Source organism: Rhodococcus sp. FW305-130 (assembly GCF_058788335.1).
In genome coordinates this window covers 144,305-169,163 of sequence record NZ_JBYTAP010000007.1, presented here as the reverse complement: position 1 = coordinate 169,163, position 24,859 = coordinate 144,305, and the positions used below count along the sequence as shown (strand labels likewise).

Here is a 24,859-nt window from a genome sequence, read left to right as displayed (position 1 = left end):
CTCCATCGCTCACCCAACACCCTTCACCTCAGCAACACCGAAAGTGCTCGATAACACCGAAAGGCAGAAATGACAGTCCTGCGCACCAGACGATCACGGATCACCGGACTGATCGGGGCCGCGCTCGCCGCAGCGCTACTCGTAACCGGGTGCTCGGCCTCGGCCGAAGACTCGAAAACGGCATCCTCTCCCGGTTCGGAGGGGAACGCCCTGCCCGCTGCGGAAGGAACGACTACCTACCCGCTGACCCTGGAATCGCCATACGGTACAAGTATTCTCGAGAAGCGACCGGAGCGGATCGCCGCCATCGTGCCCAATGCCGTCGACACGGAAATGCTCCTCGCGCTCGGCGTCAAACCCGTGCTCTCCTCGTCGATGGTGAAGGAATCGGCTTCCCAGTCGTACTTGTTGCCTTACGACGCAGAGGATCTCGACACTTTCGAGTTCGCGATGGGCGGAACACTTCCCGTCGAAGCCATCGCCGCGAGCGAACCGGACCTCATCGTCGCCGTCGGCTGGGCTGACGGCCTGGGTGGTTTGTCCATGGGCGACTACTACGAGCGTTTGTCCTCCATCGCACCGGTTGTGACGAGCCCCGACACGAAGTCGCGGATGCTCGTGCCGTGGAAGGAGTCGATCCGTGTTCTGGGCGAGACCCTCGATCTCTCGAATGCGGCTGAAAAGGTTGTGGCAGAGCATGATCAGTACTTCGCCAAAGTGCGTGAGGAGAACCCGCAACTCGCGGGTCTGACTGCGACTTGGGCGATCTTCTACGGCACCGGCAATGGGCTGCAGTATCTTTCAGCGCCAGGTTCGGCGCCGGCAACATTCCTGGGTGAGCTTGGTTTCGGCGAGAATCCGCGTGCGAAGGAGTTCGTCACTCAGAGCACGGTCGGAGAGGAACTTCTCGAGAACATCGATGCGGATTTCCTGCTGATCGGTCGCAGTGCCGCCGGCAGCGAAGAGGATTTCGACAAGCTGACCGGCGGGAAGCTCTTCCAAGCTCTCGGCGCTGTGTCCTCCGGTCATTGGGTTAGCCTGCCTCCTCGCACCGCCGACGGCGGGGATGTTCTGTGGGCAATCACGAGCGGTGGCCCGATCGGAACGACGTGGGCGGCTGAACATATCGTGCCGCTCATCAGCGCGAAGCTGTAGGCGTACAACTGGAGAACGGAAAGCACTCACCCGTCGCCACATGATTGTGTGGCGACGGGTTGTTCGTACAGCAGGTGTCCCGGGTTGGGGTCACCGATGGAACGAAAAAAGCCGCGCAACCTGGGGTGATCGGTCCGGCGGTAAAGGTGTGCGATCTCGTTCGCCGTCCGGGCTGCATTGGATCCGCTCTGTTATAGCGCTCGGTGGGGTGCGGTGTGCCCAGTCGGAGTGCGGTGGCGCGGTGTGCGACGATCCGCGGGTGGGAGAACAGGCGGATCGTCTTGCTCGTGGCGAGTGGTATCTCGATGATGACGAGCTGCGGGAACGGCGGCTTGAGTGTTGGCGTCGACTCGACTCGTTCAATGGGGCTGCGGCGGACGACGACGCTGTCCGCTCACGGGCTCTCGCCAGCCTTTTTGGTGAGGTAGGTGACGGAGCTTTGGTGGTGCCGCGGTTCCAATGCAGCTACGGACACAACATTCGGCTCGGAGCCAACGCATTCGTCAACGCGAACGGGTTCTTCATGGATGATGCGCTGATCACGATCGGCGCGGACGTGAGGATCGGGCCTGGAGCCCAGCTGATGACAGCGTTGCACCCTGTCGATGATCATCGACGGCGCCGCGAGGGATGGGAGCGAGCCGCTCCGATCGTCATCGGCGAGAACACGTGGCTCGGTGCCTCCGTCACCGTCGGTGCAGGAGTTTCGATCGGTCATAACGCCGTGATCGGTGCCGGAAAGTGTGGTGTTGCATGACATTCCCGATCACGTCGTTGCTGCTGGATCGCCTGCAAGGGTTGTCCGTCGTACACCTACCGAAGTAGAAGGACTGCAACGCGAGCACTAGGGCTTGCGATGTCAGAGCGTGATCGTGCGGGTGGGCTCCCAGATGGCGGGGTCGCGGTGGGTGACGACGAAGACGGTAGCCGCCACTTCCCGCACGGCGCCGGCGATGCGGCGCTCGGTGCCCTCGTCGAGAGCCGAAGTAGCCTCGTCGAGCACCAGGACGGGAGCGTCTTTGAGGAAGGCACGAGCGATCGCCACCCGCTGACGTTCGCCACCGGAGAGAGCGGATCCTTGGTGACCGATGTCCTGATGAATGCCGAGCGTCGAGCGGTCGAGAACGGCGCCGAGGGCAGCGCGCCTGGCGGCTTCCTCGATCTGGGTTTCGGTAGCGCCCGGTCTTCCCAGTCCGATGTTCTCGCCGAGCGTGCCCGAGAACACGAGTGGATCTTGTGGCACGTAGCCGATGTGAGCAGCCAGGTCGTCGTATGGCAAGTCGCGCAATGAAACTCCGCCGAGAGTGACGCTGCCTTCGTCCGGGTCGTCGAAGCGCATGAGCAGCCCGAGAAGGGTGCTCTTCCCCGTACCTGAGCGCCCTGCGACGAGAACACGCTCACCGGCGGGGATCTCCGCGTTGATGCCGCGCAGAACCGGAGCGTGGTCCACTCCGACGACCTTGATGTCAGTTCCAACAGGGCGCGCGGCGTCCTGGCGCGAGGGCTCGGGTAGTGCGGGAGCCGAAGTCGCGGCGCGGTAATCGCGAACCGTTGCGCGCAGTTCATTGACTCCGATTCCGGCCAGAGCGAGTTCGTCGAGCGGGGCAGCGGCGCGGGCGGTGAGGATGACGAGCGCCAGAGCGGCTGCGGGATCGTCGAATCCGGTGGCGGCGAGGAAGATCACTGCGCCTGCCAGCGGCACAATGGTGGCGATCGCCGAGATGAATGTCGCTGGTGCCGCGGCGAGATTGGTCCGTGCAAGCGCGGTTTCCTGATCCCGCCAACTTCGCTCGATACGTTCGACGGAACGTGTGGGACCGGCTGCCGTGCGCAGTAATTCGAGATGATCGGTGAGCTCGAGAGTCGACTGCGTTGCTGCGAGTTCGGCCTCATGCCGGCGAGCGTCCGCTCGGCTGAGAGCGCGTTGGGCGAGCGTCTGAGCCGCGAGGGACACGGCGAGCAGTCCGCCGACCATCAGCATGACGCCTAGCCCCGCGACGACCGCGACTCCAGGAAGCAGGAGCAGCGGTATCAGCGGCGTAACGAGGAAGGTCTGAAGTTGGTGCGCGGGAACGCTCATCAGTGACGGGATTCCGCGCCCGGCGACGGTGGCGAGCAGCGCCCGGTTGTCGTCGGTGAACCACGACAGCTTGGTGCGGGCGAAGGCGTCGCCGAGCGCATCGTAGAGATCGCCGACGAGTCGAGCCCCGGTGAAGTAACCACCCCGCGAGACCAGGACGGTCACGAAGAGAGCGATTGCGGCCGTGGCCAGCACGAGAACCGGCGACCGGTGATCAGCGATCGAGAGGGCGAGGGTGGTGTACGCGATCGCCTCGAGGACAGCAACGGATACCCAACCGAATCCGATGGTGATCAAGCGGCGACGGGCTGCATTGGCGCTGTTCATTATTCGGCTCCAGTCAGGGCGGCATTACGCGAGGCGGCGTTGTGCGAGTTGGGACTGTCGAGGTCGAGTCGATCGTCGGCGTCGTCTGCAAGAGCAGGGTCGTGGGTGACGATCACGATCGTCTTCCCTTCAGCGTGCGCGAAGTGGCGCAGTTCCTTCAGCAGTTCGGCCGCTGTCCGATCGTCGAGCGCACTGGTCGGCTCGTCGAGCAGCAGTACTGCTGCGGGCGAGAGGAATACCCGAGCGAGCCCGACTCGCTGACGTTCTCCGCCGGAGAGTGAAGTGGCGTCGGTGTCGAGGCTGATGTCGATCTGTGCCCGGCGTAGTGCGGCGGTGTATTCCGCGTCCGTTGCATCGGGGGCGGCCAGTGCGATGTTCTCGCGCACCGTGGCCGGCAACACGTCTGCGCCCTGGGGGGAGTGCAGAATGGACTGTGGCCGCAGGTTCTCGTCGATCGTGACGACGCTCTGGCCCGCGTAGCGGACGGTACCGAGTTCCGGGATCTCGAAGCCGGCCAGTGCTTTCAGGAGCGTCGACTTGCCCGCTCCACTCGGTCCCGTGATCGCAGTGATCGCGGCTGGGCGGAATGCATGCGTGACGCCGTCGACGACTCTGCGGTCCGCGATCATGACAGTCAGGTCGACGATCTCCAGGCGGTCGGAGGGACTCGACGCCGGAACGGTGAGTGCTTCGCCGGCAGGGAGGGTGGGTTCGTCCAGGGCAGCGGCGAGCCGGACTGCCGCAGCGCGTCCAGCCTCGACGTAGTCGAGGCCGTGCCCGAGCCGCAGGGCCGGTGTCACGATTGCGAGGCTGAAGAGAATAGTGGCGGCCAACGTCGTTGCATCCCAGCGATATCCGACGGCATAGGCGATCGCGAACGTCGCCGTCGCCTGCATGAGGGCAACCGCGACGGCCGCGGGGGTAGCCACGAGTCGAACGCGCTCCTGCATTCCCCGGGTGAACCGTGCTGTCGATTCTGCATAGTCGGCGGCAGCGCCGGTCTGCGCGCCGTAGATCCGGCAGACGTGGATACCGCGGGCATAGTCGTCCACGGCGGTCACGATGTCGCCCATGACATCCGCACTTTCGGCGCTGTGCCGAGCGGCCATTCGGGGGATCACGAACAAGTAGAACAGTGCTGCCACGATGCCGGGAGCGAGAGCGAAAAGCGCTACGGGGCCGGCTGAGGCAACCAGTACCGCGATCGTGACCGCCGGGACCACGATCAGTGTCGCGAACTCGGCCGGTAGGTGCGAAGTCATATGGTGCAGCGCCGAGATGTCGTCCGAAACGAGCCTCCTCAGTGCGTCTCCGCTGTAGCGGGACAGCGTGCTTGCGGGCAGTCGAACGAGATGAGCTGCGAGCTGGCGCCTGAGCCTGGCCTCGAAGAGCGACTCGGCGTGATGCGAGAGCCACGACGACGTGGCCGCGAGCGTTACCCCGGTGAGCCACAGCCCACATGCCCACCCGGCCCAAGTCATCGACGGTTCACCGATGAGTTGCACGACGCTCCAGAGCGCACCGAGCGTCGCGACCCCTGACGCTGCCGCCGCGAGCACCCCGGCGGCCAATGCAGGCAGCGCCGGGCGCAAAGCCGGGACCAGCGACGGTTCGACGAGAGGGCGGGGCATGGATAACTCCTTGAATCAGCGTCCGGGTGCAGACACGACAAATGACCGAAACCCAAGGCTAGGCTTCGGTCGTCACATCCAGTTATCGCGATGCGCCGATTTCTTACACCCGAATGGGTCGTACTTCGGTCTTCAGGATGCGGCCGAAATGGAACTCATGACGTCTTCCCATACGCTCATGACCGCGGATTCGGTTGGGCCAGTCTGAGTGAACACGGCTACGCACTTGCGGCGGAAGTCGTACACCTCGACAGACGTCGTCAAACCGTGCACTCCGTGGGTGCGGGTCAGCCAACACTCCGAGACGCCGTTCAGATCGATCATCGTTCGGCAGGTGTCCGAGGCTACAGTCAATGTCCCGCCGAACATGGCTGCGGCGTCGAGATCACCGCGGTGGATCTGCAGGCAGCCGTTGCCGGCGACGACACTCGTGACGGGCAGTTGGTGGTAGGACAGGTGCTCCATCCCGGCAGCCATGAGGTGAGGATCGACTCGCCGGTAGCCGAGGGCACCCAAAGCGACCAAGCCGCTACGACGTTCGGTGCCGCTGTCCGCGAGGATGAAGTCGAGCTGTGTCAGCTGATCGGCCTCGGCCCAAAAGGCGGGAGTATTCGATGTCTGGACGGGAGTGCTTGATTCCCTCGCAGTGTTGGGCGCAGTTCGCATCGCTTCGAAGGCGAGACGATCCGAGTTCGGGGTCAAATATGTTGTGTGTGAACTCGATCCGTGGGTATCGAACATCCGAAGCGTCGGGGGCAGGTGCTGTTCTGCGTCAGTGGTCACCACCGAACCGAGGGTGGAAGGGTTCAAACGTAGAGAGACGAGTCCGGGCGTGCAGACCAGCGGATCGCCGGGAACTGTTGGAACGGCGTACTTGCCCGAGTCGTTGACAGCCACCGGACCTGCAACGGTGATTGCTACGGCGTCGTCCAAGAGTGGCAGCATTTTGCCGACTACCTCAGGTGCGGTGTCGATCAGTCCGCCGCGGAATCCTGGACGCGCAAGTAGTGCGTCCAGGTCCGACATACGCGCCAAAGCTGCGCAACGGCATTCGCCACGGTGCGGGCACATCTCAGTAGACATCCCGTAGATACCGCTTCGATCGTTTGAGGTTGTTGACGTAATCCTCGGCGGCGTCCGCATCCAACCCACCGTGCTCGGCGACCACCTCGTGCAACGCGTCGTCGACGTCCTTTGCCATCCGGGTCGCGTCGCCGCAGACGTACACGTGCGCACCGTTTTCGAGCCAGTCGAACAAGTCTCGGCCATGCTCGCGCATACGAGTCTGGACGTAGACCTTCTCGGACTGATCACGCGAGAATGCCAGATCGAGACGCGTCAGGACACCGTCACGGGTCAGACCGTTCAACTCGTCCTCGTAGATGAAGTCACTCGACTGATGCTGATCGCCGAAGAAAAGCCAATTCTGCCCCGACGCGTTGCGTGCGCGACGCTCGTGCAGGAAAGCACGGAAGGGTGCGATACCGGTGCCGGGTCCGATCATCACGACGGGAGCAGTGTCATCGGCAGGTAGGCGGAACGAATTGTTCTTGGAGACAAAAACTCCGACCCGATCTCCCTCGCCGACGCGGTCCGCCATGTACGTCGAGCAGACGCCGCCGCGGTCCCGCTCGCCCGAGCGGTAGCGCACACTCGCTACCGTCAGATGCACGGTGCCGTCGTGGGCCAGCGGGCTGGAGGAGATCGAATAGACCCGATGTTGCAGCGGGCGCAGAAGTGCAAGCAGATCTTCGGGATTCAATCGAATGCTGTTGTCCAACTGCAGGAGATCGAGAACGTCCTTGCCCCACAGCCACGCATCGAGCGCTTCCCGATCTTCCGTGTCGAGAATGTGCTGCAGTTCGGCGTCGCCGCTGCGTCGGGCGATGTCTTCGATCAAATCGCGCGAGGGAATCGAGATCTCGTAGTCGCTGGTCAACACCTGGTCCAACGGTGCGGACGAGCCGTCTTTCGCGGTGACGACGTAGTCACTGCTCGCACCGAGCTGAAGGATGATCGCCTCGACCAGAGCGGGGTCGTTGATCGGGCGGATGCCCAATCCATCTCCGGCCTCGTAGTCCAGACCGTCCTCGCCGAGCGCAAAGGTGAAGTGGCGGACTTCCTTGGCGGAGTCCTCGCCGGACAACAGTCGGTTGGCGAGGACGGTTGCAGGATAAGGGTTCTTGCGAGTCCACTGGGACTTGGTCTTCGTCGGAGTGGACGCAACCGGCGAGGCAGCGGCCCCCGCATCACCGTCGACACCGGCTACCGCAGCGACCGCCCGAACGATCCACTCGGCCGCCGGATCCTCGTAGTCGACGTCGCAATCGGTGCGGTCGACAACCCGGGACCCGCCGAGTGCTTCGAATCGGGCGTCGATGTTCTTTCCCGACTGGCAGAACCCGTCGTAGCTGGTGTCACCGAGTGCGAGTACTCCGAAGTAGAGACCCTCCAGCCTGGGCGCACTCTCGGATTCGACTGCATCCCAGAACAGCTGCGCGTTGTCAGGCATCTCGCCCTCGCCGTAGGTGGAGGTGATGACGAGCACCCGGCGCATGGCGGAAAGTGCATTGATATCCACGGTGTCCAGACCCGCGACAAGTGGTTCGAGACCGTGGGCACGAGCAGCTGCGGCCGCGTCTTCGGCCACGGACTCCGCGTTGCCGGTCTGGCTTCCGTAGAGGATGTGCACTGCCGCGCCGGCAGTTCTCTCCACTGTCGCTGTTGCAGCACCGGTTTGACCGGGCATGACAGTTCGTGAGTGTAGACCGGCCAGGAATCCGGAAAGCCACGCGCGCTGGTCGCCGGTGAACGGTGCGTATTCGGGGATGAACGGGATTTCCATTTTGAAGCTCACCTACGTTCGGGGGAGGAGGTCAGGACACAAGGTCGGGGATCGTGCGCGAAGCGAACAGTTCGTCGAAGTTCGGCAGCGATCCGAGCTTGTCCCGATTCTTGTTGTCTTGAAACAGAATCCACCCGTACGTCGCCGGGCTGTCCATGGCCAACACGTTGCGCAGGCTCAGCGCCTGCTTGTAGTCGTCGACGCGCTTGGCTGCAATCAGCGCAGCCAGCTGTTCGTCGTAGTAGCCGGCCAGAATCTCTTTCGAGTACTTGACCAAGTGCTGGACGAGGGCGAAGTCCTCGGTCAGTACCAGGTTTCGGGCCGCCTTCTGCACTGCTGGATCGTCGGGCCCGGACGCACCCGGCGTGCGGGCGGCGGCGAGTTGTTGTGCGAAGTGAAGCACGGTGTACGCACTGAGCAGCGCATACATCGTCGCGGTATCGGTCTCGCCGTAGGCGGGGACTGCTCCGTTCAGCGCGGGGCGCCCATCGCGCACTGCGAGTTTGAACGTGCGGACCTGACGTGCTGCGATGGCGGACGCCAATTCTTCGAGAAGCTCTTTGTGCGACTTCGCAGCCAGGATTGCATCGCTGTCCTGGTAAAGCATCAATGCCTTGGGCATGGCGTAGACGAACGAGTGCTGTTCGACTTCCCAGTTCTCGAGCAGTCGGGTTCCGAGTGCGGATCCCGTTGCTTCCACATGCAGTTCGAGCAGGAGTTGTACCGCGTGGTTGTGGACGGCGGCCAGAGGATCGGTCGCAGCGGTGATCGAACCCAGCAGTACGGAATCGGTGCTTGCTCGCAGTGCCAGTTCGCCGCGAGGGTCGTACTGGTAGAAGAACCCGCCGCTCATGCCGTTGCCGACACCCTTGCCGAACTCGCCGAGATTCACGACAGCACCGTTGGTCATGTACTCGCCGGCGAAGTCGCCGACACCTTCGACGACAGCACTGGCGCCGGAGTTGCGAACGGCAAAGCGATCGCCTGCTTCACCTTCGACGAACACTCGTCCGCCGGTGGCGCCGAAGAGCGCGAAGTTGCCGATCAACACGTTTCCGCCGGCGTCACTGGAGCCGCCGCCTGGGCTGCGCACGGCAATCACACCGCCGCTCATGCTCTTTCCGACACCGTCGTTACATGTCCCGGTGTGTTCCAGGTGCATGCCGTCGTTGCAGAATGCGCCGAACGAGAGGCCCGCAGATCCGGTCGTCAGGACGCGAACGCTGCCCGGAGCCAGATATCGTCGCCCACGCTCGTCAGTCAGTACCCCCGGAGCGAGAAGGCCGGCCGCTCCGTAGTTGAGTTCGCGTTCGAGGTCGATCGCCAACTGCCCACCGACGCTCTTGTTCCGGTTACCCAGGTGTAGTGCACCTTCGGCGAATTCAGGTCCGGACACGGCGACCGAGGCCTCGCCACGGTTGAAGAGCACCGTGCGAACCTCGTCCATGATCTTCTCGTCGAGCGCGTACTCACGCTCGAGGTACACGGGATTGTCGACGGTGATGTCCGGGGCGGACTCGAACATCGCGTCCAGTTTCAGATTGCCGACGATGGACGGGTGATCGAGCAGATGCAGGAGATCAGTTCGACCCCGCGCTTCCTGAAGGGATCGCATTCCCAGATTCGCGAGCAGTTCCCGAGTTTCGTGAGCGATGTTGAGAAGGTACTGCGCCATGGCGCGGGGATCGCCGTCGAACAGTTCCGGGTTGGTGGTCAGACCGGCCGGACACTTGATGTTGCAGTTCTTGGCCATGACGCAGCCCATCATCATCAGCGCAGACGTACCGAACTCGAAGCTGTCTGCGCCCAGTAGCGCGGAAGTGATGATGTCGCTGCCGGTCTGATGCGCGCCCGAGCATCGCAGAACGACTTTCTGGCGAAGGCCGTTGGCACACAAAGCTTGATGGACCTCTGCGATACCGACCTCTGCCGCACGGCCCGCGTACTTGAGGCTGGTCACCGAAGCGGCGCCGGTGCCACCGGTGTTTCCGGCGACGTTGATGACGTCGGCGCCGGCCTTGGCGACACCGACGGCGATGGTGCCGATTCCTTCCGAGGACACCAACTTCACGATCACCCGGATGCGCGCTGCCTTGCAGTCGTGGATGAGCTGAGCGAGGTCCTCGATGGAGTAGGTGTCGTGGTGCGGCGGCGGCGATACCAGTTCGACGCCGGGCGTTCCGCCGCGGGCAGCAGCAATGTCGACGGTGACCTTGGCGGCCGGAAGCTGCCCGCCCTCACCGGGTTTTGCGCCCTGGCCGAGTTTGATCTCGATCTCTTCGAGCATCGGGTCGGCGAGGTATCCCGCCCAGATTCCGAAGCGTCCGGATGCAAACTGCTTGATGCGCGACGCACGAATCGTGTTGTAGCGCGAAAGGTGTTCGCCGCCTTCGCCGCTGTTGGACATCGCGCCGACCATGTTCGTGCCGTGTGCGACGGCTTCGTGCGCCGGAGCGTTCAGTGCGCCATGACTCATGGCACCCGACGCCAACTTCGGGGTGATGTCGCTGGCGCTCTGTACCGCGGAGAGAGGAACACCTGCCGGTGCGACCCTCAGCTTGGACAGGAACTCTGCCCCGATGCCGGTTGCCCTCAGCGCAAGATCCGGTGTGATGGCTTCAATGGTGATATCGGCGGCAAAGGTGGCGCAGAGAGCGTCGCCGAGCGCTTTTGCTCGCGCGCTGTCACCGGCCAGTGGACCGTCCAGGCTAAGCGTGTACCGGTCGTCTGCGGCGGATTCACACTGGACTCCGCGCATCACGATCGTTGTGTTGCCGTGCACCGAGAATCGGCTGATCTGCTCGGCGAACTCGGCTGTCGTGACCGCAAACGTGACGTCGCCGGGAACAGAGATGACGTCACGCAACGCTGCGGGCCGACGCGATCGTTCCGCGGCCATAACGGTAGAAAAGTCCCGGTACCCCGCGGTGATGTCGAAGTCGTCGATCTGTTCGGTGGTCAACCGGTCGAAACTCGTTGCCCGGTAGGCCCCGGCATCGAGGCGGAATGCGTCGTCGAGTCGCCCGAGCGGAAGCAAGCGAAGAGCGTCGAATTGTTCGGTGCCGGAGGGACTGTCGAACGCGATCTTCTCTTCGGTGAGCTCGACGTACTTGCGGACTGCGGTGGTACCGAACGAATGCCCTGCGCCGTCTGCGCGCTCCTTGAACAGGCCGAGCAGTGGCAGGTCCTTTTCACCCTCGACTTCGCTTGCACGCTCGTGCCACTGCTTCGAGGTCACCGCGACGGTGTCGAAACCGACGCCGCCCACCGGTGACTTCATGTTGGGGAACCACTGGCGCAGAACAGGGTCGGACGTATCGAGGAAGTTGGGTTCGAAGAACTCTCCGCCGATGTAGCTCTCGACAGTGCACAGGCCGACGCGTCCCATCGTCTTCATGAGGGATTTCTCGGCAGCCTTCGCGAAACGTCTGAACGCGGCATCCGGATCAGCGGCGAACTTCTCCTCGGCTCGTAACTGAACGGAGAGCGGGTAGACGGCGGAAGCGCCGAATCCGAGTGCAGCCGCAACGTGGTGGGAGGACTCGATCTGGCCACTCTCCACGATGAGAGAGACACGCAATCGCAGGCCTGCGTCGATGAGGCGTTGGTTCAGTGCTCCGACGACCATGATCGCGGGAAGCGTTGCGCGCTCATGAGATACGTGCCGGTCGGTCAGGACTGCGATCCCGCCCTGTTCTGCTGCGAAGGCGACAACGGCGTCGCCGAGCGCGGTCATCGCGTCAACCATCGCCTGCGCGTCACCCGCGGCGGGGTAGAGCATTTCGAATCGGCGATGCGGGGTGTGCTTCTGTTCGCGGATCTTGAGCATGTCCAGATGCCCGAGGATCGGCGACGAAATGACGATCTGCTTGCCCTGTCCGGCTGTCATCTTCGCGCCCAACGCGACCCGGAGGGTCATGCCGTCCGCTTCCCGGATGCTGTCCAGCGGAGGGTTGGTGACCTGGGCGAATCGCTGCGAGAAGTAGCGTGCCACACCGCCTTCACGATCGGAAAACGCGTTGATGGCGTTGCCGTAACCCATGGCCGATACCTTCTCGGCTCCGTGCGTGAGCATCGGATCCATCAGGAATTTGAAGCTCTCCTGATCCAGGGAGTACGCCATGTAGCGTTGATGAACCTCGAACGTTCCGTTGTAGCGCGTCGGTGAGCTGACCTTCTCCGCAGGTACAGCGGGGATGTCTTCGATCAGGATTCGTGACTGCTCCAGCAGAGACCGGTAGTCACGCTGTGCGGCGATCTTTTCCAGAGCTTCACGGGCAGTGTAGGTATGGCGATCGCGATGATCGAAGTACAGCATTCCGCCGGCCTCGACGCGTCCACGGTGAATCACCGTCTCGGGTGCGAACGCGATCTGTCCGGCTTCGGAGAATGCGCACACGTATTCGTGTGTCTCGATCGTGCGAAGTGGACGCAGGCCGAGGCGGTCCAGGCGGGCGCCGATGATGGTGCCGTCGCCGAACACCAGCGCTGCCGGTCCGTCGTTCTTCTCCTCGTACAGCGAGAAGTACTCGAACATCGCACGCACTGCGGGGGAGAGGGTGGTGTCGTTTTCCCAGGCAGGGGGCATCATCGAGACCACAGCTGTCACCAAATCGACGCTGTCCTCGATGACGCGTGCTTCCAGAGTCTGATCGAGCCGGCAGCTGTCGGACTGACCGGGCGGACGGACGATCGCACGTCGTTTTGCGCTCGCCACCGCAGCTTCGGAGAGCCGATTCTTCTTGTCCGTGTTCAGTTCTCCGTTGTGAGCCATGAACCGGAACGGCTGCGCCATCGTGGGATGCGGGTCCGTGTTGGTCGAGAATCGCGTGTGGAAGTACATCGTGTGGACAGCGTGATCGGGGTCGACCAGGTCGCGGAAGTACGGGATCACTTCGTCGGAGTTCAAGCGGCCCTTGAGAACCTGAGTCCTCGCGCTGAGGGACAGTGGGTACAAACCGCGTAGTGCAGGCGTGTTGTACGCGATTGCCTCGATGGCGAGCAGGGCCTCGTGCACGAGGCGATCGACTACCGCAGGCTCGGGACGCGGAGTGGGGACCTCGAAAATCCACTGCCTGACCGGAAGTTGATGCGCGATCGCGGCCGGCCGAATCGCCGAGTTGTCGACCGGGACGTCGCGCACTGCGAGAGTGGTGAAACCGCGATCGAGAAGTTCACGTTCGACCAGGGCGGCAGCGCGTGCATGCTGGGCGTCGTCGTCCGGAAGGAAGAAGTTGCCGACGCAGAAGCGTCCGGCGCGAAGGTCGGGGCGCCCGGTTACCTTGCGGAAGAACCGGAGGGAGAGGTCCACCGAGACGCCGCCGCCGTCGCCGACGCCCTCGGAGGACATACCGCCGCGGTGCGGAACCGAGCAGAGCGCTTCGCTGCCCTTGATCAGGACATCGTGGGTCTGCACGCCGTCCTTGCGCGTGATGAACCCGACCCCGCAACTGCTCTTGTCATCTGCGGGGTCGTACAAACCGACGATGGACGTGCTCACTGCAGCAACCTTCTCCCTGTCCTGGTTGCCCGGAGATTGATCGACCGGGCAGATACGACGGCATGGTTTCCGTCAGGGCAGGGCGTCGCTGCTTCGATGAAGCGGCACCCGAATGGGATCAGACTACTGAGTAGAGGCTTACCTTAGTCAAGTTTGCTGGGTGTGACTTGGATCCGAGCAGGTCAGAGGGTTGCTTTGTAGGCAAGTGTGTAGGCGATCTTGCCCGGCTTGTCGTCTGTGTACGGCTTCGACAGCTTTCCGAACTCGCCCTTTGACTCCGCTTTGCCGTCGTTCCAGGCCGGCAGGACTCCGAGATCGGTAGCCGTGAACCCGCTGTCGACGACGGCATCGCCCGCCAACGCGGTCTGTGCTTTGGTCACCGACTTCACGGTGGCCAGGTAGCTGGAGAGGTCGTCGCGATTCCAGTTGGTGAGGTCGACGGGCGCGGCGTCGCGGACCCACGCACCCCAGTAGAACTCCTGGAACGGGATCGTACCGGCGGCGAATCCGATGTCGCGGGAGAAGTACATCAGGCTGCGGTACTTGTCGTCGGCGAAGTTGGCCAGGCCGACGCTCTTCGGCAGGGACTGGACCGGTACCTGGTTTCCGTCCACGTCACGCGACCAGACCCACTTGTTCTTTTCCATCTCGGTCCAGAAGGCGCCTTCACTCAGGCCGCTGAGGTTGCCGAGAACCCGCAGTCGCACGTGCAGGTCGGGGCCTCCGTCGGCCGTCTCGATGAAGGACGTGAGGGTGTGGTGACCGTCGGTCAGGTAGAGATCGCCGCGGGGTCCGACGACCACGGTCTTCATGGGCGCGATGCTCTCGGCGGTTTCCTGACCCACTGGAAGCTGGCAGGTGAAGGACGACGGGTCCTTCAGCGTCGAGGCAGGAGTAGCGGTCGCAGCCTGGATCTGGCCGTTCGCCTCGCACCAGTCGTCGAACTTCTTGTTGATCGTGTCTTTTCCGAGCGTGTATCGCCCGAGCTTGTAGTACACCTCGTCGTAGCCGAGGGAAGGCTGCGTCGCATGAACGTCGCCGATGCGCACGTCCAGAAGGTCACCTTCTTTGGCGCACAGGTACTCCGAGCCGCCGGCGGAGCCTGAGAACGAACCGGTGGAGATTCCGCCACACGCGAGGGGAGCGGCGACAGCGGGTGTGCTGACCAGTGTTCCGGCGCCGAGCAGTACCAGTGTTGTGAGTGCCGAGATGGCGGAACGACGCATGTGGGGATCTCTCCTGAGGATGGGTTCGCACGTGAAGAAGCTTGCGTCACAATCGCTCAGGGTGGTTTCGGACTTACTGACAACAGACGTCCGCGCGGTGGCTACCACGTGAATTCACGTCGTAGGCACCGCGCGGTGAGCCTGTTGATTGATCAGCTCTGTTGGTTGATCAGCCCTGCAGTTGATCAGCCCGGCTTTTGATCAGCCTTTGTAGTTGTAGAAGCCCTCGCCGACAGCGACGCCGAGCTTGCCTTCGTCGATGTAGTTCTTCTTGATGTAGTCGGCGAACGCGCGCTGCTTCTCGCCTCCCTGGGAGGAGATGTTGTAGACGGTGGTCAACCCGACGACATCCATGATCTGGAAGGGGCCGAACGGGGCTCCGGTGCCGATACGCCACGTCTTGTCGACCATGTCGGGATCGGCGATGCCGTCGATCAGCAGGTCGGATGCTGCATTGAGGAGCGGGACCAGGAGCGAGTTGAGTACGTAGCCCGCCTTCTCCTTCTTGAGTTCGATCGGCACCATGCCGATGTTCTTCGCGAATTCGACGACCTCGCGGTACACGGCGGGGTCGGTGGACTCGGTGCCCATGACCTCGGCAGTGTTGTTGACCCACACGTGATTTGCGAAGTGCAGTGCGAGGAACTTCTCGGGGCGGCCGGTGAACTCCTTGAGGTCGCTCGGCAGAAGCGTCGAGGAGTTGGTTGCGAACACCGTGTGCTCAGGAGCTACTGCGGCGAGCTTCTCGTAGGTGTCGCGCTTGATGGCGATGTCCTCGGGAATTGCCTCGATGACAAGATCGGCCTTGGTCACGGCTTCGGCGAGATCGTACGAGTACGTAATACGTTGTAGCGCTTCGTCGGCCTTGCCTTCCTTGGCGCCCTCGACGTTTTCGGCCTTGTAGGCCGCGGCCAACGAGTCGAACCGAGCCTTGGCCTTTTCGATGACCTCGGCGTTGATGTCGTACGCGACGACGTCGAATCCGTGATAGGCGGTCTGATAGACGATCTGCGAGCCGAGAACTCCGGTACCCAGAACGGTGATCTGCTTCAGTTCAGTCATTTTCGATCCTCAATCCTTTTCGGTGGGTAGTCCGGCAAGCGTCAATCGAACTTGTGCGGCAACGATGTTCGTGAGTTCGTCAGCCGTGATCCGGTCCAATGCCGCGCGGGCTATTTCGAAGTGCAGCACGTTGGAAATCGTTCGCGCTGCAGTGATGGTTCGGGTGGTGTGGTTGGGGTGCCCCTCGAGCAAGATTTGCGCAATCCGCGTTTGCAGGCGCTGCGAGAGTTCCAGACCTTCGGCCCGGAAACACTCGCTGGGCTCGCCGAACAACACTTCGCGTTGGTAGATGCCGGTGTTCTCGTCGTTTCGGCGACTCGCGATCAGCAGGGGTGAAACCAGCTCGAGCACACGATCTTCTGTGCCCGTCGATTTGGCCTCACGCTCTTCTCCCAGTTCGATCTGCTTGCGGTACTCCGCGTTGTACACCATGAGCAGTAGCTCGGCTTTGCTTGCGGCGTAACGAAAGAGGGTGCCACCGGCTACATCGGCGCGATCGGCAATTTCTTGAGTTGTGACTGCGCTGTAGCCCTTTTCCGCGAACAGTTCGGCCGCGGCGTCGAAGATGCGTGTCTGCTTCTCGAGTTTGTTGCGTTCACGACGACCCAACTCTTGGTTCGATTTCGTCATCCCGCTCACCTCGTCTCATTTCGGATCACGCTCATAAATGAGTCTACTCCGAAATATTGAGAGGGTGGGGTCTCCTCCGTCACATCACCGCAGTCCGCTGACCCAACCGGCGAACACGTCGGAGAACACGTCTGCTTCGCACGCATGCGCCGATTCGGGGTAGGCACATTCGGGGTATCCGGCGACGACGGCGGCAAGTTCGGCATTACAACACTGCGCCAAGAGGCCGCGCAGGAGGTCCGCGGCCGACCAGCCGGCGATGGATGCTGCTGGGATCCCCTCTTCCTCGTACACCTTCACCAGATCGTCATGCCTCCAGGACAATTCCTCGGCCACCAGTGCATCGGGATTGAAAGACATGGCGCGGTCGAGTGATCCGCGCAGAAGCGAGTGTGGATCGTCCTCACCGCGCAGCCTGGTCGCGAGGTCGGCCGGTGCCTTCTGCATGACGAACATCCAGGGTTTGCCGTCGGGAAAGACTCCGCCGAAGCCTGCCACGTTGAAGGGGAGGTGGCTACTGAGAAAATCTGTCTCCACGTCGACGTGCTGATCGTCTCCGAGGTGAATGAAGTGGCCGGACGCGATCTCCTCTCCGGTTGCCGGCTCGGCCCACGTGTTGTTCCACAGGTCGGTCATCCGACTGCCGTCGGGAAAATCGAGAACCTCGAAGAGGAATCCCATGTCGTCACCACTCTCCGTCGAAGTGGGTGGTTACTCCACCGGTGAGTCGAGAAACCGTTTGAGCCGAGGTCGCGAGGACGACTCGGCTTGTCTCGAAGGTCATCTCGTCGCGTTCGGTGTCCTCCGATTCGGGATCCTCGGCGAGTGAGAAGTCGAGTTCCACCTCTCGATCGGTGCTGGAACAGACCGAGATCATCAGCCCGAGTCGTTCGTCGGTGAACGCCGGAAGCGATTTCTCGGGATGAAAGTCTGCGGCCGCGTGAAAGAAGAACGCCGCCAGCCGTTCGACAAATCCTTCGTCGGTGTGTCTGCTGAGATACTGATTGAACCGATCGGGGCTGAGCAGGCCTACGTCGAAAACGAGTGTGGGTACGTCGGATTCGAAGACAGCGGCGGGTGCCGCATGACTGCGAAGGAATACCGCGGCGCCGCCGTACCCCGGCAACCTGAACCCATCACGCATCTGGTGTACTCCCGTCGCAGAGGTGTCCTGTCCACGCTAGGCCATAGCCCGGACGCGTGCTGCTTACCGGACACGTCGGTTGATGGAAGAATTACCGCCCATGAGCGCTGTCCTGTACCCGCCCGTCGAACCGTACGAGTCGGGACTGTTGGAAGTGCCCGATGGTCAGAGCCTCTACTGGGAGACCGTCGGTAACCCGGCCGGTGTCCCGGTTCTCTATCTCCACGGCGGTCCCGGTGCGGGATGCACTGTCGGCGCCAGGCGTTTTTTCGATCCCGAAACCTTTCGCGCAGTTCTGTTCGATCAACGAGGCTGTGGGCGCAGCCTTCCTCTCGCGAGTAGCCCGGACGTCGATCTCACCGTGAACACGACGGCGCACATCCTCGACGACATCGAGCGTCTTCGTGAACATCTCGGTATCGAACGATGGATCGTTTCCGGCCTTTCTTGGGGCGTCAGTTTGGGTCTGGTGTACGCCCAAGCGTTTCCCGAGCGGGTGATCGCGATGGCTTTGGGCGCGATCACCGGCGGGACGAGAGTGGAAATCGAATGGATCACCCGTGCCATGGGCAGGATATTTCCGCGTGAATGGGAAGAGTTCGTCGCGCCGCTGCCGGTGGAAGAGCGTGACGGGAACGTCCCGGCGGCATACGCGCGACTGCTCGCCGATCCGGATCCTGTTGTGCGGGAAAATGCTGCGGTGCAGTGGTGCCGCTGGGAAGACGTACATGTGTCGCTGATGCCGGGGTGGACTCCGAGTGTTCGATACCAGAATCCGGACTTCCGTCGGGTGATGACCAGGCTGGTCACGCACTACTGGGCCAACGATTGCTTCCTCGCGCCGAATCAGATCCTGGACGGAATGGACCGTCTCGCCGAGATTCCCGCGATTCTCGTGCACGGCCGGTATGACATTTCCGGACCACTCGACACTGCCTGGGCGATCCACCAGCGTTGGCCGGGCAGTGAGTTGGTGGTGCTCGACGACGCCGGGCATGGCGGGGGTGGATTCAACGAGGCAATCGTGGAAGCGCTGAATTTACTGGCTCATTCGGTCTGATCGAGTGCTCCGGCGTGCGCCGCAGCGAGCGCGCCGGCAGCAGCGCGATCGGCAACCGACTGGTCGACAGGTAGATCGGCGACCAACAGGCGATAGTAGATGGGCGCGGCGACGGCCGCCAGAAGATCAGCAGCTGAGACCTTCTCGGAGATTTCCCCGCGTTCGACTGCTCGGCGGACCACTATGTCGGCCAGTTCGTAACGTGCGGAATAGAACTCGCGCTTGAGTCTCGCCACTTCTGGCGTACGAACCGCGTCCGAGAACAGTGCAGCCACCAACGCGCCGCCCGACTCGCTTGTCACCAGTGCGACTATCGATCTGGCCATCTCGCGCAGGTCGGATTCGATGGAACCGGTATCCGGGATGGGGACGGTAGTTGCCGATACCTCGACGGCCGCGTCGGCCACCAGTTGGGACAGCGTGCTCCATCGCCGGTAGATCGTGGTCTTGTGGACTCCGGAACGGGCGGCTATGTCCTCGATGGTCATCGCTGCAAATCCGCGTTCGGACAGTTCGGCCGCGGTGGCCGCCAGGACGGCCTCGCGCACCCTGGCGCTACGCCCTCCGGGCCGTTGTGGTGTCGAGGTCATGGGTCAACCTTATCGCAACAAGGTGTTGTGTTAGCTGGAGACACATGGTTCACTGAGCTAATGCAACTGATCGTTGCGTTAGAGATGAATTGAGGGGTGTTTCCCATGTCATACGAATTTCCTGTCGATCACCGAGGCCTCTTCGAAGAGCGCACAGGACAGTTTCTGAGCTTCGGGCTCCCCGTCTCGGATCTCGAGGAACTGCGCGCGTCCATCAACTCGACCTGGGCCGACGCGCCGGGTGGTTGGTCGTACGAGTGGTCGGCGCTGGCGGCGAAGTACTCCGCGGCCGGCAATCATTCCCTGGCAGCGATGATCTACGGAATCGCCAAGTTCCCGGTGCTGGCCAACGAATCCCGTCGACGGGCTCTGCGCAATCAGGTGGACGAATACGTCAAGGCAGCAACAGGATTCGGGCTCGAGTTCGAGCGTCGAATCCTCTCCCTGCCCTACCGAAACGGCGAGATCGAGCTACCGGTACACATCCTCTCGGCGGACGGACGGTACGAAGACGCACCCGTCCTGTTGCTCAGCGGCGGCGTCGACGGCTGGAAGATGGACATGCATCCGTTGGCCAGTGCGTTCGCGACGAACGCCGGGGTGACGGTTGTTGCTTTCGATCAGCCGGGAACTGGTGAATCACCCGTTCCTCTTGATGCTTTCGGTGACGAGGTGATCGACGGGCTCGTATCGACGGCTCGCGCTCTCGGCAACGGGCAGGTGGCGCACCTGGGAGTCTCCTTCGGCGGCAACTTCGCCGTGCGCTCGGGGTTGACCGGCGCCGTCGATGCGGTGATCAACATCGGCGCCCCGGTCAAGGGTGCGTTCGAGACCGTGAATGCCGAGCGCCTGGTCTACGGCATGGGCGACATCGTCGGAAACGCACTGGGTTTCGATGCCCCGGCAACCAAAGAGGCGCTGGTACAGGGTCTCCGTGCGTTCGATCGCAGTGTCTTGATGACCGCCGACGACGGCCGGACCCCGATGCTTGTGGTCAACGGGGCCGACGACGTTCACATCCCGCTCTCGGACACAACACTCTTCGAAGAGCGCCCGAACACGCAGGTACACGTCATCCCGGATGCGGGGCACTGCGCAGTGACCAAGCTGCCCGAGTTGACGCCGATGATGATCGACTGGCTACGAGATGCCCTGTCAGGAACCGCTCCACGAACCGGTAGATGATCCGCCGCCGAAGCTGGCAAAACGATACGTCGCAAGAACGGCCTTGTGATCGGTCGGCCACGGCGTCGGTGAAGCGATGAAGTTGTCCTGGGAGTTCTCCTCCACTCTTTTGTTGTGCACGATCGTCTTTCGGGGTCCGATGATTCCTACAGATCCCAACTTCAGCTCGGAAGCGCGGTCGGCGAAGATGTAGTCGATCCGATCGCGTTCGTCTGCCTCGGGTGCCCAGGTGAGCTGTGAGGTGTCGACGTCGGGATTGTCGGACGGCCAGGTGAAGCCCGGGTGTGTAGCCGGGTTCGGGTACTTGCTGCGGTATGCATCGACAAATCCGGCTTCGTCGAGCAGACGGGTGGATTCCCACGGAATGACGACACCGTTGTGGTCGAACAGATTTCGCGTGCCGTCGGTCCAGTCCAGGGCCGACGGTTCGTTGAAATCGCCGCCGAGGATGACGGACCTGCCCCTCGCCCGTTCTGCGGCCGCATCGTCGATGAACGTCGAAATTGCCAGGGGTCGTCCCGAATTGACGTTCACACGCTGAACCGTCTCGGGGTCCGTGACCGGACCGGACGGCATCTTGTTCCAGCCGAACTCGGAGAACTCTCCAGGCGTGGGAACACCCGCGCCGTATCCGCGCGGTAGATAGGTTGCGTAGGACGTGTAGGCCAGATGTGCCGAGTAAGCAGCGATTTGTTTGCCGTCGACCGTCACGACTGCCTTGATCATCGAGTTCAGGTTGGCTGTTTCCTCGATCGGAAACTTGGAGAGAATCCCCACGTCGGAGGACGCTGCTCCGTAGAAGGTGGTTCCTGATTTGGTCAGCATGTCGGCCAATACAGTTGTCGCAGTGCCGGCTTCCGACAGGAGAACTATCGACGCCTGGGTCGAGATGATCATGTCGGCGATCAGCTGCAGGCCACCGTTGATCTTGGTTCCGCCGTGCCAGGTATTGAGGGAGAGCACTTTGATCTCCTGCGCGGGGTTCGCCCCCGCGACGGAGGTATTAGCACCCAAGGTAAATGCGCTTGCGGTGACTGTCCCTGCGGCTACCGCCATCGCCTTGACCATCTGACGGCGCGTCAATCCATTCATCAAATCCCGGCTCTCGTTGTCGTGTGCTCGAACCCCCGGAAGATGATTACCATCGCTACCTAAACGGACAGTTAACCAATTGCAAAATGGCAGATTTCCACAGAACACCGCGCGGGCAATAGTCTTCTGGTCGTGGTACTCAGTGAGCGTTTCCCCGGTAACAAGACCTTCGCGAAGGTTCGTGTCCTGCCGCCGGTGGTGAAGTTGCTCCTTCTTTCGATGGTGCTGTTCAACATCGGGTTCTATCTGGTTGTCCCCTTTCTCGCGGTGCACCTTTCGGAGGACCTCGGATTCGCGGCCTGGATTGTCGGCCTGGTCCTCGGACTCCGGATGTTCAGTCAGCAGGGCATGTTCTTCATCGGTGGAAGCCTCGCCGACAGGTTCGGCAAGCGTCCGATCATTCTGCTGGGCATCGCAGTTCGCGTGGTCGGTTTCCTGATGCTCGGATTGGCCGAGAGTATGGCGGCGGTGATCGTCGGTGTGCTTCTGGTCGGGTTCGCCGCGGCTCTGTTCGCACCCGCAGTGGAGTCGGCCAACGCCGAATATGGACGCGAACTCGAAACCTCAGGAGTCATGCGTCGTACGGATCTGTTTGCAGTGGAACAGATGTGCAGTCGTCTGGGAACCGTGATCGGTCCGGCATTGGGTGCTGCTCTGTTGATGTTTCCGTTCTCGTGGACGGCGTCGAGCGCGGCGTTGCTGTTCGCGATCATGTGGGTCGGGTTCTTCATCTGGTTCCCGCGGCCGGGCGATGCCCACGACGGCCCGGTGTCGACCTATACGCTGCGCGACGTCTGGCGAAGCGTGCTGACCAACAACAACTTTCTGCTCTTCGCGACGCTCTGCAGTTTTCAGCTGGTTGCGTACAGCCAGCTGTACCTGATGCTGCCGGAACAGCTCGAGCGCGGTATCGGTTCACAGTCGGCGCTGGGATGGTTCTACGTGGGCGCAGCGGTGTTGGTGATCGTCGGGCAGGGACCGACGGTCGCGGTTGCCCACCGCATCGGGCATCGACGCGCGATCACCTTCGGGCTTGTGCTCATTTCGGTGTCGTTCCTGGTTCCGCTGGTCACCGGCGTCGACTCCGCAGTTTCGGCGTCGACGCAGATAGTCGGTCTGGCGGTGTGGATCGGGCTGCTGCACCTGGGACAGATGTTGATGGTGCCGCCGATGCGAGACACCATTGCCATCCTCGGTCGTGAAAGCAACCTCGGAGCGCACTTCGGCATGCTCAACACGATCGGCGGTCTGCTCGCGCTCCTGGGAACCGTGGGAGTCGGATTCGTGTACGACCTAGTCGACAACGGCCACGCAGCGCCGGCGTCACAATGGGTGATCGTTTCGGTCTGCGTGGCCGTGTCGGCTGTGGTGTTGTGGGTGTGGTCCGGTCGAACGAAGGTTATCGACCCGCGATCGTCTGATTGATCTTTGCTACAAAATCTTCCAGCACAAACGGAATGGTGAGCGGGTTCGGCATGGACACCGCGTCACTGACGATGGGGTCCAAGCTGATCAGGCCGCCGGTCTTGACCACGTTCAGATTGGTGAACGCCGGCTGCGTCTCCATCTCGGGGCGAGCCTTTTCGTAGTTGTCGAAGAGCAGGTAGTCGCACTCGAGGAGGTCGTAGTTTTCGGCGGAGATCTCGTAGTTCAGCTTGCCCGCGAACCGATCCTTCAGTGCGGCAGGAGCCGTGAATCCCAATTGCGTGAGCAACTGAGCGCGCGCTGCCTCAGGGCTGAACGCCCGCAGATTTCCGTCGCTCCAGCGAATGACGAGAGCTGCTGTCTTGCCTTCGAACTGGGGGTTCTCCGCGCGGGTGCGAACGATGAGGTCTTCGACTTCCTGGACCTCCTGCTTTGCCTGCGCGGGAACGCCCACAGCCGTACCGATGCGGGTCGTGACTTCCTGCCAGGGCAGCACCCAATCCGTCTGATCGGCGGCGTGAAGCACAGTCGGCGCGATGGCGCTGAGCTGCTTGTACAGATCCTCGTCGATCGCGTTGTTGACGGCGATGATCAGGTCAGGCGCTGCTGCCACGATCGTTTCGATGTCGAAATCGGTGGTGGCGTTGGCCAGTGGTGTCGGCTCGGCGCCCTGGACTGCCGAGTCGGCCCAGACTCCGATTCCGTCGTCGGTCGATCCCTTCCACACCGGGACCAGACGGGCGTCAGCCCGAGGGAAAGCAGAACGTCTGCGTCGCCGATGCCGACCGCTGCGATGCGGCTGGGCGCCTGCCCGATGGTGGTGGAGCCGAACTTGTGGTCGATCGTCACCGGGAAGGCGTTGGCCTCGGCGTGAGCACCTTCGGTGCCGGGAGTGGATTCGTCCTTCGCGCTGTCGCCGCAGGCAGCAAGGGCAAAACCTGCTGCTGTTGCGAAGGTGACGGACAGCATGGCACGGCGGCTCAACATTGGGTTCACAGCAACCTCGGGTTTCATGGTTATGGGACCCTAACCATAATGGAGCGGCAGTGTCGGCAGTGTTTGTTAGTCTCCGCCCATGACGGCGGTTCTCGACTACACATCAGCAGGACCGTTCACCCGCATCGACGGAGTGGACCCGCTCGCCCTCGAGTCGCTCCCCACCGACCCCGTGCAAATATGCCGGGTAGTGCCGTACCTGGTGGTCCAACCCACCGATGCGCGGTCGCTGAATCTGCCCACCGACCGATTCGACGAAAACCAGATCCGGCCGGCAAGCGTTCTGCTCCAACGCTTGCTTGCGCTCGATCCGGCACCGGTGACCTCCGCCCGAGAACCCGACAAGCGGCTCGTCGGAACCTGTCGGCACTTTGCTGTTTTGAGTTGTGCGTTTCTGCGCTATCGCGGAATTGCCGCTCGCGTCCGCTGTGGTTTTGCCACCTACTTTCAACCGGGACAGGGCGTGGACCACTGGATCACCGAGTACTGGGACGACGCCGGCAAGCGGTGGATCCGCATCGATTCGGAGATCCTCGGACAGAACGTCCTTCCTCGCGCCCATAACCTGCAGCCGGGAGAATTCCTCAGTGGTGGTGAGGCGTGGCTGGCGTATCGACGCGGCGAGATCGACGGGTCCCAGTTCGGGGTGTACGGCACCCAGAACTGGGGGCCTGCCGAGATCCGCGGCAACGCAGTGAAGGATCTTGCCGCGATGAACAAGGTCGAAACCCTGCCGTGGGACGAGTGGGGTCGTATGACGGACGCCTACGACGGAAAGACCGGCGCCGACTACGACCTACTGCTCGACGATATAGCCGAGGTGTGCGCCGGCGACGATCCAGTTGCCGTGCGAGCGCTGTACGAGCACGAGGATTTGTGCGTGCCGGACAAGCTGATTCGTTTCTGAGATG

Annotated in this window: 19 protein-coding genes; 6 read left to right on the top strand and 13 right to left on the bottom strand. The window is 62.4% G+C overall.

The features are described from left to right. Window positions 1-69 precede the first annotated feature (69 nt). Complete coding sequence (locus AC3WQS_RS22155) at window positions 70-1,155, top strand: ABC transporter substrate-binding protein (protein WP_492711808.1); 1,086 nt, start codon at window positions 70-72, stop codon at window positions 1,153-1,155. A 259-nt stretch (window positions 1,156-1,414) separates the two neighbouring features. After that, on the top strand, window positions 1,415-1,912 hold the full coding sequence (locus AC3WQS_RS22150) for a sugar O-acetyltransferase (RefSeq protein ID WP_492711807.1): 498 nt from the start codon (window positions 1,415-1,417) through the stop codon (window positions 1,910-1,912). Between the two features lie 102 nt (window positions 1,913-2,014). Here AC3WQS_RS22150 and AC3WQS_RS22145 read toward each other — a convergent pair whose 3' ends face one another. From AC3WQS_RS22145 to AC3WQS_RS22100, 10 genes are all read right to left on the bottom strand, one after another. Further along, window positions 2,015-3,562 (bottom strand): ABC transporter ATP-binding protein, encoded by a 1,548-nt coding sequence (locus tag AC3WQS_RS22145; RefSeq protein WP_492711805.1) that lies wholly within the window; start codon window positions 3,560-3,562, stop codon window positions 2,015-2,017. Then, window positions 3,562-5,193, bottom strand: coding sequence for an ATP-binding cassette domain-containing protein (locus tag AC3WQS_RS22140; RefSeq protein WP_492711803.1), 1,632 nt, complete (start codon window positions 5,191-5,193; stop codon window positions 3,562-3,564). Before AC3WQS_RS22140 ends, AC3WQS_RS22145 begins: the two co-directional genes overlap by 1 nt. A gap of 132 nt (window positions 5,194-5,325) precedes the next feature. Next, a complete protein-coding gene (locus tag AC3WQS_RS22135) occupies window positions 5,326-6,219 on the bottom strand; it encodes a ChuX/HutX family heme-like substrate-binding protein (protein WP_492711802.1) in 894 nt (297 codons plus the stop codon). Between the two features lie 46 nt (window positions 6,220-6,265). After that, complete coding sequence (locus AC3WQS_RS22130; protein WP_492711801.1) at window positions 6,266-8,038, bottom strand: sulfite reductase subunit alpha; 1,773 nt, start codon at window positions 8,036-8,038, stop codon at window positions 6,266-6,268. Window positions 8,039-8,069: 31 nt separating this feature from the next. After that, entirely contained in the window at window positions 8,070-13,538 is a 5,469-nt protein-coding gene (locus AC3WQS_RS22125; RefSeq protein ID WP_492711800.1) for a glutamate synthase-related protein, read from the bottom strand. 182 nt (window positions 13,539-13,720) lie between these two features. Continuing rightward, complete coding sequence (locus AC3WQS_RS22120; protein WP_492711798.1) at window positions 13,721-14,764, bottom strand: ParB/Srx family N-terminal domain-containing protein; 1,044 nt, start codon at window positions 14,762-14,764, stop codon at window positions 13,721-13,723. Between the two features lie 201 nt (window positions 14,765-14,965). After that, complete coding sequence (locus tag AC3WQS_RS22115) at window positions 14,966-15,826, bottom strand: 3-hydroxyacyl-CoA dehydrogenase (protein ID WP_097386684.1); 861 nt, start codon at window positions 15,824-15,826, stop codon at window positions 14,966-14,968. Window positions 15,827-15,835: 9 nt separating this feature from the next. Next, window positions 15,836-16,456 carry a TetR/AcrR family transcriptional regulator gene (locus AC3WQS_RS22110; protein ID WP_029256575.1) on the bottom strand — a complete coding sequence of 207 codons (621 nt, stop codon included), beginning with the start codon at window positions 16,454-16,456 and terminating at the stop codon, window positions 15,836-15,838. Window positions 16,457-16,540: 84 nt separating this feature from the next. Then, window positions 16,541-17,137, bottom strand: coding sequence for a hypothetical protein (locus AC3WQS_RS22105; RefSeq protein ID WP_020909569.1), 597 nt, complete (start codon window positions 17,135-17,137; stop codon window positions 16,541-16,543). 4 nt (window positions 17,138-17,141) lie between these two features. Then, a complete protein-coding gene (locus AC3WQS_RS22100; RefSeq protein ID WP_029256574.1) occupies window positions 17,142-17,600 on the bottom strand; it encodes a hypothetical protein in 459 nt (152 codons plus the stop codon). 100 nt (window positions 17,601-17,700) lie between these two features. Here AC3WQS_RS22100 and pip point away from each other — a divergent pair, with 100 nt between their 5' ends. Beyond that, window positions 17,701-18,660, top strand: a complete 960-nt coding sequence (gene pip / locus AC3WQS_RS22095) for a prolyl aminopeptidase (protein WP_070795481.1) — start codon at window positions 17,701-17,703, stop codon at window positions 18,658-18,660. Here the strand turns inward: pip and AC3WQS_RS22090 are convergent. Further along, a complete protein-coding gene (locus tag AC3WQS_RS22090; protein WP_020971207.1) occupies window positions 18,648-19,250 on the bottom strand; it encodes a TetR/AcrR family transcriptional regulator in 603 nt (200 codons plus the stop codon). The genes pip and AC3WQS_RS22090 overlap by 13 nt on opposite strands. A 105-nt stretch (window positions 19,251-19,355) precedes the next feature. Between AC3WQS_RS22090 and AC3WQS_RS22085 the strand changes: the two genes are divergently transcribed. Further along, complete coding sequence (locus tag AC3WQS_RS22085; protein WP_029256572.1) at window positions 19,356-20,435, top strand: alpha/beta fold hydrolase; 1,080 nt, start codon at window positions 19,356-19,358, stop codon at window positions 20,433-20,435. On the opposite strand, the gene AC3WQS_RS22080 is transcribed toward AC3WQS_RS22085, so the two are convergent. Continuing rightward, window positions 20,406-21,527 carry an endonuclease/exonuclease/phosphatase family protein gene (locus tag AC3WQS_RS22080; RefSeq protein WP_492711793.1) on the bottom strand — a complete coding sequence of 374 codons (1,122 nt, stop codon included), beginning with the start codon at window positions 21,525-21,527 and terminating at the stop codon, window positions 20,406-20,408. The two genes, AC3WQS_RS22085 and AC3WQS_RS22080, sit on opposite strands and share 30 nt — an antisense overlap. A 132-nt stretch (window positions 21,528-21,659) precedes the next feature. On the opposite strand from AC3WQS_RS22080, the gene AC3WQS_RS22075 reads away from it, so the two are divergent. Continuing rightward, window positions 21,660-22,952 (top strand): MFS transporter, encoded by a 1,293-nt coding sequence (locus AC3WQS_RS22075; RefSeq protein WP_492711792.1) that lies wholly within the window; start codon window positions 21,660-21,662, stop codon window positions 22,950-22,952. On the opposite strand, the gene AC3WQS_RS22070 is transcribed toward AC3WQS_RS22075, so the two are convergent. After that, window positions 22,927-23,679: an ABC transporter substrate-binding protein gene (locus tag AC3WQS_RS22070; RefSeq protein WP_492711791.1), complete on the bottom strand. Its 753-nt coding sequence runs from the start codon at window positions 23,677-23,679 to the stop codon at window positions 22,927-22,929. The genes AC3WQS_RS22075 and AC3WQS_RS22070 overlap by 26 nt on opposite strands. A 348-nt stretch (window positions 23,680-24,027) precedes the next feature. Between AC3WQS_RS22070 and AC3WQS_RS22065 the strand changes: the two genes are divergently transcribed. After that, window positions 24,028-24,855 (top strand): transglutaminase domain-containing protein, encoded by an 828-nt coding sequence (locus tag AC3WQS_RS22065; protein ID WP_080910299.1) that lies wholly within the window; start codon window positions 24,028-24,030, stop codon window positions 24,853-24,855. The last annotated feature ends 4 nt before the right edge of the window (window positions 24,856-24,859 follow it).